Source organism: Vibrio sp. 03-59-1 (assembly GCF_013114135.1).
In the GTDB taxonomy this organism is placed as follows: Bacteria; Pseudomonadota; Gammaproteobacteria; order Enterobacterales; family Vibrionaceae; genus Vibrio; species Vibrio cortegadensis.
This window is the reverse complement of sequence record NZ_VTYA01000014.1, coordinates 50,828-63,835: the sequence shown is the minus strand read 5'-3', so window position 1 is coordinate 63,835 and position 13,008 is coordinate 50,828. Positions and strand designations below refer to the sequence as shown.

Annotated in this window: 7 protein-coding genes; 4 read left to right on the top strand and 3 right to left on the bottom strand. The window is 44.7% G+C overall.

The genetic code is table 11. From position 1 onward, the window contains the following. Positions 1 to 89 precede the first annotated feature (89 nt). Both F0249_RS14875 and F0249_RS14870 read right to left on the bottom strand, forming a co-directional pair. The gene (locus F0249_RS14875; RefSeq protein ID WP_017053202.1) at positions 90 to 725 is read right to left on the bottom strand and encodes a 3'-5' exonuclease; all 636 of its coding nucleotides are present in this window, start codon (positions 723 to 725) and stop codon (positions 90 to 92) included. A gap of 4 nt (positions 726 to 729) precedes the next feature. Continuing rightward, on the bottom strand, positions 730 to 2,556 hold the full coding sequence (locus F0249_RS14870) for a DUF294 nucleotidyltransferase-like domain-containing protein (protein WP_171757084.1): 1,827 nt from the start codon (positions 2,554 to 2,556) through the stop codon (positions 730 to 732). Positions 2,557 to 2,795: 239 nt separating this feature from the next. On the opposite strand from F0249_RS14870, the gene F0249_RS14865 reads away from it, so the two are divergent. The 4 genes from F0249_RS14865 (at position 2,796) to F0249_RS14850 (ending at position 11,223) form a co-directional block, all read left to right on the top strand. Continuing rightward, entirely contained in the window at positions 2,796 to 3,986 is a 1,191-nt protein-coding gene (locus F0249_RS14865; protein ID WP_113795417.1) for a 3-phenylpropionate MFS transporter, read from the top strand. Between the two features lie 154 nt (positions 3,987 to 4,140). Beyond that, positions 4,141 to 7,572: a PAS-domain containing protein gene (locus tag F0249_RS14860; RefSeq protein ID WP_171757083.1), complete on the top strand. Its 3,432-nt coding sequence runs from the start codon at positions 4,141 to 4,143 to the stop codon at positions 7,570 to 7,572. A 199-nt stretch (positions 7,573 to 7,771) separates the two neighbouring features. Beyond that, on the top strand, positions 7,772 to 9,961 hold the full coding sequence (locus F0249_RS14855) for a 5'-nucleotidase C-terminal domain-containing protein (RefSeq protein ID WP_171757082.1): 2,190 nt from the start codon (positions 7,772 to 7,774) through the stop codon (positions 9,959 to 9,961). Between the two features lie 110 nt (positions 9,962 to 10,071). Continuing rightward, on the top strand, positions 10,072 to 11,223 hold the full coding sequence (locus F0249_RS14850) for a YibE/F family protein (protein ID WP_171757081.1): 1,152 nt from the start codon (positions 10,072 to 10,074) through the stop codon (positions 11,221 to 11,223). Between the two features lie 74 nt (positions 11,224 to 11,297). On the opposite strand, the gene F0249_RS14845 is transcribed toward F0249_RS14850, so the two are convergent. Next, positions 11,298 to 13,001: a sodium:solute symporter family protein gene (locus F0249_RS14845; RefSeq protein ID WP_017053206.1), complete on the bottom strand. Its 1,704-nt coding sequence runs from the start codon at positions 12,999 to 13,001 to the stop codon at positions 11,298 to 11,300. Positions 13,002 to 13,008 lie beyond the last annotated feature (7 nt).

Here is a 13,008-nt window from a genome sequence, read left to right as displayed (position 1 = left end):
TGTGAGATTTATGCTTAATTATCGGGAGGTTAACTAGGTTATAAATGAGAGGTCGATCGGCTCCTGCGGGTTTTAGTTGGCAGATAGGGTTAATGTTTAAAGTAAGCTGATGTGAATTCGGGTAAGTCACCTTTGGTCAGGCGAACAAAAACCAGTGCGGCAGATATCGCATCTTGTAGTGCGTCATGTTTGTCTTGAATGGGTAACTGAAGGTGATTACAGATCGCATCTAAGCTTAAGTCGATATAGGCATTTGGCAGCCGCTTTTCGAGCTGATCATGATAGATTTGACTGACTTCAATCAACTGATTGGGGAGGGGGAAGCCGAGTTGTTTTTTACACGCGATATCGAGAATCGTTTTATCGTAGCGGATGTGATAACCGACAAGCGGTCGATTGCCGATAAAGGCGAGTAGTTTCTCTAAGGCTTGTTTTTCACTGACGCCATCGAGAAGATCTTGATGGCGTATTTTGTGAATCTTTACTGAGCCAGAATCTAGCGATTGTGGGGCTCTTAAACGAACTTCAAAAGGTTGACTGGTGATGATCCGGTTATCGATAATTTTAGTGGCGGCAATGGTGACGAGTTCGGCTCGCTTGGGATCTAAGCTGGTCGTTTCACAATCTAAAGAGACAAACTCGCCTTGTTGTGGCGCAGCGAATAGCGACTGATAAGCGGAGCCTTGCAGTTTATAGTGCCACCATTTTCGAGAGAGCCAGTTCATTGGTTTAATCTCTCACTTGGTAGTGATAGCCAAGCCATTGCTTAAACTTTTTGACCACATGCAAGCTGTGGCGAAGCAAATCACGTTCGGTTCGCTCTAATAGCTTAATGTCGATTTTATTGCCGCTATGTTGTTCTGAAAGTTGCTGAGCCAGACGTAGCTTAAAGAACTGTTTGAGAGCTTCACTGAGATTGTCCGCGGTCTCTTGCTCCAATACTTTTTGTTGGACTAAAGCGTCGATACGTTCAAATGTGTTATTCACCCTGATTTTGTGCTCTAAACTCAAAGCCCGAACACCATGAACAATCGGAAAAATACCCCCTTGCTTGATATCGACGCCTGATTTTGATTTTTTCACATTGCCAAAGAGGGTGAGTGGCACGGAGAAATTTAAGGCAGGGCGAATAAACTCCATGAGGATTAGCTCTTGATCCGCCATGAGTTCACTTAAATGCGTTTTAATCGGTGCTAAGAGCTCTCTATTTCCCGCCACGGCATGAGCGTCGGCGACAATTGCAATATCCATCACTTGCTCTGAACGCGCCTTTTTTACCCATTTTGACAGTGTCGCCTTCCATTCTGTTTGGCTCTTCACCCACTTTTCGTTATTCACCATGACATTACCGGGGCAGAGTGGGTAACCAAGCTGTTGCAGCGTGTGGGTTAAAGTATTCATGACCGATTCACACTGTTGCCACTGTAATCCATCTTTAAGGATGAGCGCATTGTCTTGGTCGGTTTTGATGATCTGCTCGCCGCGACCTTCGGAACCAAGCACGATAAGGCAGCACTGATCATGCAGAGCTGGTGGAACCACGAGTTCGAATGCTTTCTCTATGATCTGCTCATTGACCGCCGAGATGAGTTGCATGATGAAGCGAGTACGTATGCCATTGCCCAATAAACTTTCAACCAATTGTCGTTGTTTATTGGAAGCCAGTGCAAGCTCTTCAACGCTGGATGCTCGTGCAATCGTCAGGCTTAGCACGTGCGAATGGGTAGAGAATGAACTCAATATTTGAGTCATATCGAGCATGCCGACCGCTTCATTTCCATCGCATACCATCACGCGTTTCATGCGGTTACGAGTCATGGTGATCATGGCGTTAAATAGGAAATCACCATCATCGACATGAAAGACAGGGAAGGTGGCGATTTGACTGACGGGTGTATCGAGTGGACGTTGATCTAGCATGACCGCATGCAGCATATTGGTCCGAGTCACGATCGCATAAGGGTGAAGGGTTGGGTTCTCTATGCGTCGAGGGTCGTCTTCAGACAGTTGAACAAGTGCTGAATCTAAAGCGTGTTCTTTTAGCTGCTTGGTGACGTCATTGATCGGCTGATCTGGTTGCAAAATCATTGGGGGGTGATAAATGCTGGCATCCACTTTGGTTAGAATGAATTCGGCAAGATTTTGCTGTTGCTGAGCCGATTCAATTAACGCTTGTCGCTTGGCTAAGTTGTTATCAAAATAGGCGGCAAACTGGCCGTTTTGATTATAGAGATCAATGAATACCTCTTTGGACAGTAAATAGCACAGCGTATCTTCTAGGGTGATGTATTGGTGTTTGGTGTGAGAATCAAATAGCGCACGAACATCAAACATATCGTCGTTAGCGTAGTGAGCGAAAACCTCTTTGCCATCTGCAGATCGCTCTTCTACGGCCCCTTTAATTAAAATATAAAGGTAATGGGACGGCTGCTCGGCGGCGATGATGGTCTCTTTATCTCGATAGTAAGCGACATCTAATGAAGCGCGTAGCGTTCGCTGCTGCTTTTCTGTGAGTCGGTCAAAAGGAGGCGCTTGCATATTGAATTTTTCAGGCATAGCAGAGTTCACTTACATTAAGAGGCTGACTCTAGTGTGGCAAAATACCGTTTAACCTCCAGACGACTTTGGTCTAATAACGAAATTTGTTTCTCTTCTGAGAGAAAAATATCGCCCTTATTGTTTGATTTATAGAATGCGGAAATACGCTTACGATTTTATTCCCTTTTTTCATGTTGTCTGACAGTGCATAATTGCGCGGATCTTTCTTCCCATGTGACTTTTTGTAGGACACGCCAATGTTTAACCCTTCTCCTTATGGCTGGATTTCTCAGTATTTTCTTGGTTTCTTCTTTGCGTATGGGGTGTATCTGCCTTTTTGGGCGCTATGGTTTGAGGGGCAAGGTGTATCGCCGACCGATATCGGTATTTTAATGGGGATTGGTTTTGCAACCCGTTGTGTGGCGAATTTAGTGTTAACGCCACGGATTCATAAAGTGGAACATTTGATGCCCGCCCTTCGGTGGTTAAGCTTCGCAGCGTTAATTTTTGTTGGTTTTCACTTTTTCACTGGTGGCAGTTTCTTGCTCATGGTGGCTGCGACGATCTTATTCAACCTATGTTGTGGTCCCATTATTCCGTTGTCCGATGCCATGGCAAACTATTACAGTCGCTTAAAGATGCTTGATTATGGGCGCACTCGTTTGTGGGGCTCAATTGCGTTTATTGCTGGTTCAACTGCGGTTGGTTTTTTAGTCGCGCAGTATGGTTCGGATATGATTTTGTATACCGCAATGGCAGGGGTGTTGTTCTCTATGCTAGTCGCAATGCGTAACCCTAATGTGATGCCTGTGACGGAACATGAAGAGCATGCAGAAAGACCGAAACTGACAGAGTTACTCAAAGAGTGGCCGATTATCCGCTTTCTGACTTTAATTGCTTTGATTCAAGGAAGCCACGCCGCCTACTACAGTTTTAGTGCTATTTATTGGAAAGAAGCAGGGCATTCCGAAGTCATCATCGGCTATCTATGGAGTCTTGGGGTGGTAGCCGAAGTTGCAGTTTTCGCATTCAGTAAACGCTTATTTTCTGGTTGGTCATTACGAACGCTATTTTTGGTTGCTTCTTTTGGTGTGATTGCTCGTTGGGGGTTAACGGCTTCAACGACGATGCTGGTGGCTCTGGTTGTTATCCAGTTGCTGCACGGTGTGACTTTTGCGCTTGCTCATATCGCGGCCATTCAATATATCCAATCGGCACCACAGCATAAAATGGTGGCACTACAGGCACTGTATAATGCACTTCCATTAGGGGCGGTAATTGCACTGATGACGACATTAAGTGGTTGGGGGTATGAACAGTGGGGTGCCAATGTATTCTGGGGGATGGCATTGATGGGGGTATTGGCTCTATTTGTGCGAGTGGATGCAACGGATACACAAGATGATGCAATTTTAGCCACAAAATCTGAGCCTAAACCACAGAATTAGAGTCAGTTGATTGAGTTCAAAAACTATCCTTAGTTAAATGAAAAGCCAGAGCATGATGATTGCTTTGGCTTTTTTGTTACATGGACTGTAACGCCACTTGATGTAACAGCTGACGCGCGGTTAATTGGGCGGTGTGAAAACAAGGATATACTGGATGCAAGGTTGGATTGTCGTTCCTGTTTCTCTCGCCTATTTGGGTGTGCTGTTTTTGATCGCTTGGTATGGTGATCGGCAAACCAAGTGGTTAGCACGTTGGCGACCTTGGATTTATAGCCTGTCGATTGCGGTGTATTGTACCTCATGGACCTTTTACGGCACCGTAGGCCAAGCCAGTAATAACCCGTGGTCATTCTTGCCCATCTATATCGCGCCAATTCTTGTTTTCACCTTAGGGTGGCGACTCCTCGCTCGGTTGATTCTAATTGCCAAGCGTGAACATATTACGTCGATAGCGGATTTTATTGCTGCCCGTTATGGTAAATCTCAAGGCTTAGCGGTGGCGGTGACGTTAATTGCGGTGGTGGGCATTTTGCCTTATATCGCGTTACAACTTCGTGGAATTACCATGGGGTTGGATATTGTTGCCCCTCAGTTAGCCGAACAGTTCGGATATGGTAATTATCATGTCTCTTGGTTTGTTGTCGGGGCACTTGCCATCTTTACCATGCTGTTTGGCACCCGCCATATTGATAATACCGAGCATCATAGAGGCATGATGATGGCGGTGGCATTTGAATCCATCATCAAGCTGGTTGCTTTTCTGACGGTCGGCTGCTTTATCATCTATTTAGCGTGGAATCGGGACAGTATTGATCTGTTTGAGATTGCGTCGCTGACCTATCAATCCCCTAATATACCGACACTGATCATCCATACTATTTTAACCATGCTGGCGATTGTCTGCTTACCACGCCAATTTCATACGATGGTGGTTGAAAATGAACGCGCGCAAGATCTGCACACCGCGCGTTGGTTATTTCCGATTTATCTGATTTTGATGGGGCTGTTTGTGCTGCCTATCGCTTGGGTCGGACAAGGTTTACTCGGCTCAAGTCCTGCTGATACTTTCGTAATCAGTATTCCGATGGCGGTCGGAGCCAGTGACATTGCTCTTTTGGCGTTTTTAGGTGGAACTTCGGCGGCCAGCGGTATGGTGATTGTATCGACCATCGCCTTGGCAATCATGGTTTCCAATGACTTGGTGATGCCTCTTTTGCTGAGAAGAATGCGTTTAACTCAGCGTACTCACCAACACTTTTCTGGCCTGTTACTGATGATCCGTCGGGCGCTCATTTTGTTACTGCTTCTTGGTGCTTGGGGCTTCTATCAAGTTCTCGACAGCATTCACTCTTTATCCGCTATCGGCTTCCTATCATTTGCCGCAATTGCACAATTTTCACCGGCACTCATTGGCGGATTGTATTGGCGACAGGGGAACCGAAAAGGTGCTTATGTCGGGTTGCTTGTGGGTTTCATTATTTGGTTGATGACCTTAATGAGCCAGACCGACATGCTCGCTGGAGACGCTGGAAGTAATGTGCTGCTGTGGGTGATCACACCGCCTGAGTTTCTGGCTCAATTTAACCTTCAAGCCTCGGATTGGGGCATCGTTCTGAGTGTGACGTTAAATGCACTCTGCTACGTGTTGATCTCCATGGTCACTCGTCCAAGCCTAAGTGAGCGCTTACAATCGGCTTCCTTTGTTGGCACACCGATGCCAGAAAACGAAAACATCAGCTTGTATCAAAGCCGTGTTACGGTCGCGGAACTAGAAATGTTGGCATCTCGTTTTGTTGGACGAAAGCGAGTGAAAACTGCCTTCAAGCACTACTGGACACAGCACAGCAAGGTACTATTGCCCAATCAGCAAGCCCCTTCCGGTTTGATTCGGCATACCGAAAGAGTGTTGGCTGGTGTGTTTGGAGCCTCGTCTGCAAAGTTAGTGCTTACTTCGGCATTGCAGGGTAAAAACATGCAGCTAGAGGAAGTGGCGACCATTGTCGATGAAGCGTCTGAACTGTATGACTTTAGCCGAGGGTTACTGCAAGGGGCGATTGAACACATAGGCCAAGGCATCGCCGTGGTGGATAAACAGCTACGGCTGGTGGCTTGGAATCAGCGTTATTTAGAGTTGTTTGAGTTTCCGGCTGGGCTCATTCAAGTTGGGCGACCGATTTCAGATGTCATTCGCCATAATGCAGAGCAAGGTTTATGTGGGCCCGGAGATCCAGAAGAGCATGTTAAGCGTCGGGTTTATCATTTAGAGCAAGGTTCTCGGCACACCTCTTCTCGAACCCGAGCGGATGGACGAGTGATTGAAGTGCAAGGTAACCCTATGCCGGGCGGTGGGTTTGTGATGAGCTTTACCGATATTACCGTATTTAGAGAGGCCGAAAAGGCACTAAAAGATGCCAATGAGACGTTGGAGTTTCGTGTGCATGAAAGGACTCAAGAGCTAGAAACCCTGAACCGAAAATTAGTCTCAGCGACTCAAAAATCCGAACTGGAGTCGCAGTCTAAATCACGATTTTTGGCGGCGGTGAGCCATGATCTTATGCAGCCGTTGAATGCGGCTCGTCTGTTTGCATCTTCATTAACCGAAGTCGCGCAAGATAAAGAAGTGAAGCGCTTGGCCAGTTACATTGAAAGTGCATTGGAAGCAGGGGAAGATTTGATTGGCGACTTGCTTGATATTTCACGGTTAGAATCTGGAAAGATGGACGTAAATGTACACAGCTTTGCAATTAATGATGTCTTAGCCAATTTAAATGCTGATTTCAGTGCTCTCGCCAAGCAACAAGGGATCGATTTCCACATGATGCCCTCTTCGTTGTATGTCATGTCTGACCCTAAATTACTGAGACGGGTAGTGCAAAACTTTCTGACCAACGCCTTTCGATACAACCCTAAAGGCAAAGTGGTTCTTGGGGTAAGGCGAGTGAAAGGTCAAGTTCGCATTGATGTGTGGGATAACGGCATTGGAATCGAGCAAGATAAACAGCAAGAAATATTCGAAGAGTTTAACCGAGGTAGCCAAGTTCGTTCCGATCAAGGGTTAGGGCTTGGTCTTGCGATTTCAAAAGGGATTGCTCATGTTCTGGATCATCAAATATCAATGCGTTCATGGCCAGATAAAGGCAGCGTCTTCTCTCTGACGCTAGAGAAGTCACAGTATGTGGAACCCGAGCAGCAAGCCTTGAAACAGGAAACAAATTCAGACCTTAATCATATTCGAGTGTTGTGTGTCGATAATGAAACGGAGATTTTACTGGGGATGGAGGATTTATTGGCTCGTTGGGGATGTGAAGTGAAAACCGCGACCGATTTAATGCAAAGTCTTAAAACGTTAGAGTATGGCTGGGTGCCCGATGTTATTTTCTCTGATTATCGACTCGACAATGGCAGAACTGGGCTTGAGGTATTGCAACAGTGTCGTCTGCGTTTGGGTGATAGTTTTGAAGGCGTGATCATTAGCGCAGATCGTACCGATGACATGATGGATGGAATTAAAGGTAACGGCTTTAGTTTCATTGCCAAGCCAGTCAAGCCATTGAAGTTAAGGACGATACTGAACAGAGTGAATTGATATTAAGTTCGTCATACTCTAAAAATTAAAACATGGTGTGATCAATGTATTATTTTAAGGCAACAGTGTAACAATAAGGGCCTTTTTTAATCGGTAAACCGTTTGCGCCTCAAAAAATAGCATCTAATAACCATATTATTATTAATGAATTTAGTCGAATCCTTACCCACTCTATACATTATAATAATAGGAAAATGTCGTGAAAAAATTTAAACGTAGCTTACTTTGTTTGGCCGTTGTAGGTGTAATGGCCGGTTGTAATGATGATGAGACAGTTTATGTCGATGTTCCATCAGATTACAGCCCTGTAGTAGCAGAAGGCAAAACGCTTACCAATACCCCAGATGTAATTGTTAAAGGCTCCCCTACAGATCAAGATGAAATTACGATTACGATAGGCGCAACATCGGATCTTCATGGTCGCTTATTTGGTTATGACTACGCTTTAAACAGCGCCGATAGCGATGCTGGTATCACACGTGTGGCAACGCTCTTACAAGCAGAGAAAAACGATAATCCAAATATGATCTTGATCGATATCGGCGATACCGTTCAAGGTAACTCTGCTCAGTTATTTAACGATGATCCAACGCACCCTGTAGTCGAAAGCATGAATGCACTTGAATTCGATGTATGGGTACCTGGTAACCATGAGTTTAACTTTGAACGTTCGTTCATTGACCGTAACCTCGATCACTTTAATGGTGCCGTTCTTTCTTCAAATATCAAATGGGAAAGCAATGGCGTTAACTATATTCGCGGATTTCAAATTTTTGATGTTGAAGGTGTAAAAGTTGCCGTTGTTGGCTTAACGCCTTCAAATGTCCCTAACTGGGAAGCTTCAGCTCCAGACCACTTTAAAGGTTTAAAATTTGAGAGTGAGCTAGAAGCAACAAAAGAAGCAGTAGATACATTAGTTCAGAAATACAGCCCAGATGTCATCGTGGGTGCGCTTCACTTAGGTCGTAAAGGTGAAGGTGGTGCAGGTGTTCATAATATTGCAGCCGCAATGGCTGACAAGTTTGATGTGATTTTAGCAGGCCATGAGCATGCAAACTATATTGAGCAAGTGAACGCTGATGGCACAGTGACTTCAATTAGCACTGACAGCTCTACGATTGGTGGTGATAACAGCTTAGTTGAAGACAAAACTATCTCTACAGATTACAACGAAGAGACACGCCAACAGAGTGTTAAGATTATGGAACCAGGTAAATGGGGTTCATACTTAGCAAAAGCAGAGATTCAACTCAAAAAAGTGGATGATAAATGGACAATGGTTGATACAACCATGACCAATATCGGCACGAAAAATATTGCTGAAGATACGGATTTACAGAGCCGTTTCCAATATGTTCATGACATTGCTATTGAAGATGCAACTCGTGAACTTGGTCGAGTGACAGGTAACTTTACACCAACTGCTACTGGTTTCGCTGACGAAGCAACTTCTACTGATTTTAATTACACTCATGATCGTCTGTACTCGACTATCCATGCTGCGAAAGTGATGGATACTCCTTTGATGGATGTTATTAACCAAATTCAGATTGATCAAATTGAAAAAGCAGTGGGTGCTGGTAACGGTGCGGTTGTTTCTGCTGCCTCTCTATTTTCAGATCAAAGTAACTTAGTTGACAATGAAGTCTACACCAAAGGGAAATCGACGAACCTGTACAAATACGACAATACATTAGTTGGCGTAGAGATGACGGGTGAAAATCTGAAGCATTTCATTGAATGGTCTTACACATACTTTAATGAATATAAAGCGGGTGATTTGACGGTATCTTTCAAAAAAGGATCGCCAGCTTACTTGTACGATCAATTTGATGGTGAGTTAACGTATACCGTTGATTTAAGCAAACCTGCACTTGAGATGGATGAAAATTATGCCATTACTACAGAAGGTAGCCGTATCAATATTACAGAGATTGCAGGTGAAGCCTTCGATCCTGCGGCCACTTATAAAGTAGCAATGAACAGCTACCGTTGGGGCTCTCAAGTTAAGAAATATGGTTGGGCGACAGATGCGGACGTATTCTACGATTCAGTCAATGAGCCAGTGTATGCGATCCGAGATATGCTAACAGCATACGTTGAGAAAAATAATGGTATCAATGTAGCCGATTTCACATCTGCAGAACCGACTTGGGAATTTACTCAATATCAAGCGAGTGGTGAAATTACACAACTGCGTGAGGGCGCTGGTAAAGCACTTTGGGACCAATTAACTAACATGGAAATTTGTGTGTCGATTGATTTGGAAAACCCGAAATACCCAGCAATTGTTGAGTCATTGAATATTAATGACCCAAGCACATACTTTGCGAACCCAAATGCAGGTAACTCTGACATTAACGAAGTTGTTGCTGGCTGTAATCCGTAACATCACTGTTAACTAAATAGTAATAGGTGCAGTGGTAAACATTGCACCTTTCTACTTACCAGTAATGATTTTTATAGTACTTACTGGTAAGTCGATATGAAGAGTTCAGCATGCTAAAACGAATCTATACAAATTGGGGATTCACCCTCGCTATCATCATAATTTCAACAATCATATTTCAATTCTCACCAGATTGGAGCGATAGTTTTCGTCCAAAATCTTCTCAAAAACAAGAGTTTGTTGAAGCTAAAGTCATCGATATCGTATCAAGTAACATTGCACCTGACCGATTAGTCCCTGAAATTATGACAGGGAAGCAAATATTTACAGCTGAAATATTAGAAGGGGTAGAAGAAGGCAGCGTTGTCGAGGTCGATAACCCACTGAGTCGGCAGCATAATGTCTTTGTTGCTGAGGATGATGTATTCATTCTTATGATCAGAGAAACCAATAATGGGACGGTATATTGGGCATATAACCATAAGAGATCAGATTCAATTTATCTTATGCTTGCTGTTTTTTTTGCTCTATTACTCAGTTTTGGTCGTAAAGAAGGCATTAACTCAATGGTGGCACTTTATTTTACCGCCGCCTTAATTGTTGGGGTGCTGGTCCCAAGTATTTTTGCTGGTTGGAACCCAATGATAATGAGCATAGTTCTTATGGTGGTCATTATTGTGGTCAGCTTTATTCTTGTATCAGGAGCCAACCGGAAAAGTTTATGTGCGATGGGAGGCACGTTACTCGGTGTCGTCGCTGCTGGTATTATGGCGCAGTGGTTTGGTGAAATGGCCAATTTATCGGGGATCTATCTTGATAAAGGGGAAGATGTTATTTATCTCACCTCGATAAAGATGGGGGTGCGTTGGTTAATGTTTGTCACTATTGTTATCGCGGCTTTGGGGGCGGTTATGGATGTGGCTATTTCGATTGCTTCAGCGTATGGCGAATTGCAACAAACCGATCCCCGCTTAACGCCTAAACAATTAGTTCAAGCTTCCATGAATATTGGCCGTGATATTATGGGCACGATGACCAACACATTGATTTTGGCTTTTGCTGGTGGCTCCCTTACTACCATAATGATGGTTTGGGGGTTAGATATGCCTGCCAATCAATTTATGAATTTACCATTGGTTGGATTGGCCGTGGTGAATGCATTAGCAGGAAGTGTTGGAATTGTTCTCACTATCCCATTTACTGCATTTTTAGCCCCTTATGTATTTAAGCATACTGAGCATCGTTCATTGAATATCGAATGAAAAAGCCGATGCAATGGCATCGGCTTTGGTTTCCGTGAGGGGCTGAGCTCCCTACAAGCTCAGTCCTTATTGGATTAATGGTCGTGAGCTTCACCCGCACCTTTAGGGAAACGGATAGACTCAACCATCTCTTGTACATCTTCAGGAACTTCAGCCGTTACTTTATTTACCGCAATAGAGATAATAAAGTTTAGACACATACCTAGCGTACCGATGCCTTCTGGGCTGATACCAAACCACCAGTTTTCAGGTGAGCTTGCTGCTGGGTTGATGAACTTGAAGTAGATAATGTAGCTTGCTGTGAAGGCGATACCTGCCAACATACCTGCAATCGCACCTTCTTTGTTCATCTTCTTATAGAAGATACCTAGGATAATTGCAGGGAAGAAGGACGCCGCAGCAAGACCGAATGCGAACGCTACCACCTGTGCAACAAAGCCTGGAGGGTTAATACCTAAGTAACCCGCACCAACAATCGCAACCATTGCAGCCAATCGAGCGGCGAGCAACTCTTGTTTGTCGGTCATGTTAGGTCTAAAGCCTTTCTTCAGTAAATCATGTGAGATAGACGTTGAGATAACCAGTAATAGACCCGCAGCGGTTGATAGTGCAGCCGCTAAGCCACCTGCCGCCAGTAAACCAACAACCCAGTTTGGTAGTTTTGCAAGTTCTGGAGACGCTAGTACGATAATGTCACGGTTGATTTTCATCTCGTTACGCTCATCGCCCGAGTAGAACATCTTGCCATCGCCGTTCTTATCTTCCCAGCCAACAAGACCTGTGCTTTCCCAGTTTTTATACCAGCTTGGTGCTTCTTCACCAGAGACACCTTGCATGTCCGGGCCATTAATTGTTTCAATCATATTTACACGAGCAAAGGCAGCAACACCTGGTGCGGTTGTGTAAAGCAATGAGATGAACAGTAGTGCCCAACCTGCTGAGATACGCGCATCACGTACACGAGGAACGGTGAAGAAACGAATGATTACGTGTGGCAGACCCGCAGTACCAACCATTAGAGCCGCACAGATGAAGAAGACATCGACCATGCTCTTATTACCTTCGGTATAAGCGGTAAAGCCGAGCTCTTCCGTTAAGCCATCCAGTTTATCGAGTAGGTAAACATCGCTACCCGTAATTGTAGAACCCATACCGACTTGTGGTAGTGGATTGCCCGTCATCATAATTGAGGTAAAGATCGCAGGGACAAGGAAAGCGAAAATGAGAACACAGAATTGAGCAACCTGCGTATAAGTGATGCCTTTCATGCCACCAAGCACTGCGTAGAAGAACACAATACCCATACCGATGATGATGCCGAGGTTAATATCAACTTCGAGGAAACGGGAGAATACAACGCCCACACCACGCATCTGACCTGCAACGTACGTAAACGATACGAAGATTGCACAGAATACCGCTACCATACGAGCTGTTTTCGAGTAGTAACGCTCACCAATGAAATCAGGCACCGTAAACTGGCCGAATTTACGTAGGTAAGGGGCTAAACATAGCGCAAGTAGTACGTAACCACCTGTCCACCCCATAAGGTAAACCGCACCGTCGTAACCAACGAACGAGATGATACCTGCCATAGAGATAAAGGATGCTGCTGACATCCAGTCGGCTGCGGTTGCCATGCCGTTTGCTACAGGGTGTACGCCACCGCCTGCAACGTAGAACTCACTGGTTGATCCAGCACGAGCCCAGATAGCAATACCGATATATACCGCAAAGGTAATACCGACCAATATAAACGTCCAAGTTTGAATATCCATGTTCTAG

Excerpts from the sequence above, each read along its gene's own strand:
- F0249_RS14865 (WP_113795417.1), top strand. The coding sequence starts at position 2,796 with ATGTTTAACCCTTCTCCTTATGGCTGGATTTCTCAGTATTTTCTTGGT.
- F0249_RS14875 (WP_017053202.1), bottom strand. The coding sequence starts at position 725 with ATGAACTGGCTCTCTCGAAAATGGTGGCACTATAAACTGCAAGGCTCC.
- F0249_RS14845 (WP_017053206.1), bottom strand. The coding sequence starts at position 13,001 with ATGGATATTCAAACTTGGACGTTTATATTGGTCGGTATTACCTTTGCG.
- F0249_RS14870 (WP_171757084.1), bottom strand. The coding sequence starts at position 2,556 with ATGCCTGAAAAATTCAATATGCAAGCGCCTCCTTTTGACCGACTCACA.
- F0249_RS14860 (WP_171757083.1), top strand. The coding sequence starts at position 4,141 with ATGCAAGGTTGGATTGTCGTTCCTGTTTCTCTCGCCTATTTGGGTGTG.
- F0249_RS14850 (WP_171757081.1), top strand. The coding sequence starts at position 10,072 with ATGCTAAAACGAATCTATACAAATTGGGGATTCACCCTCGCTATCATC.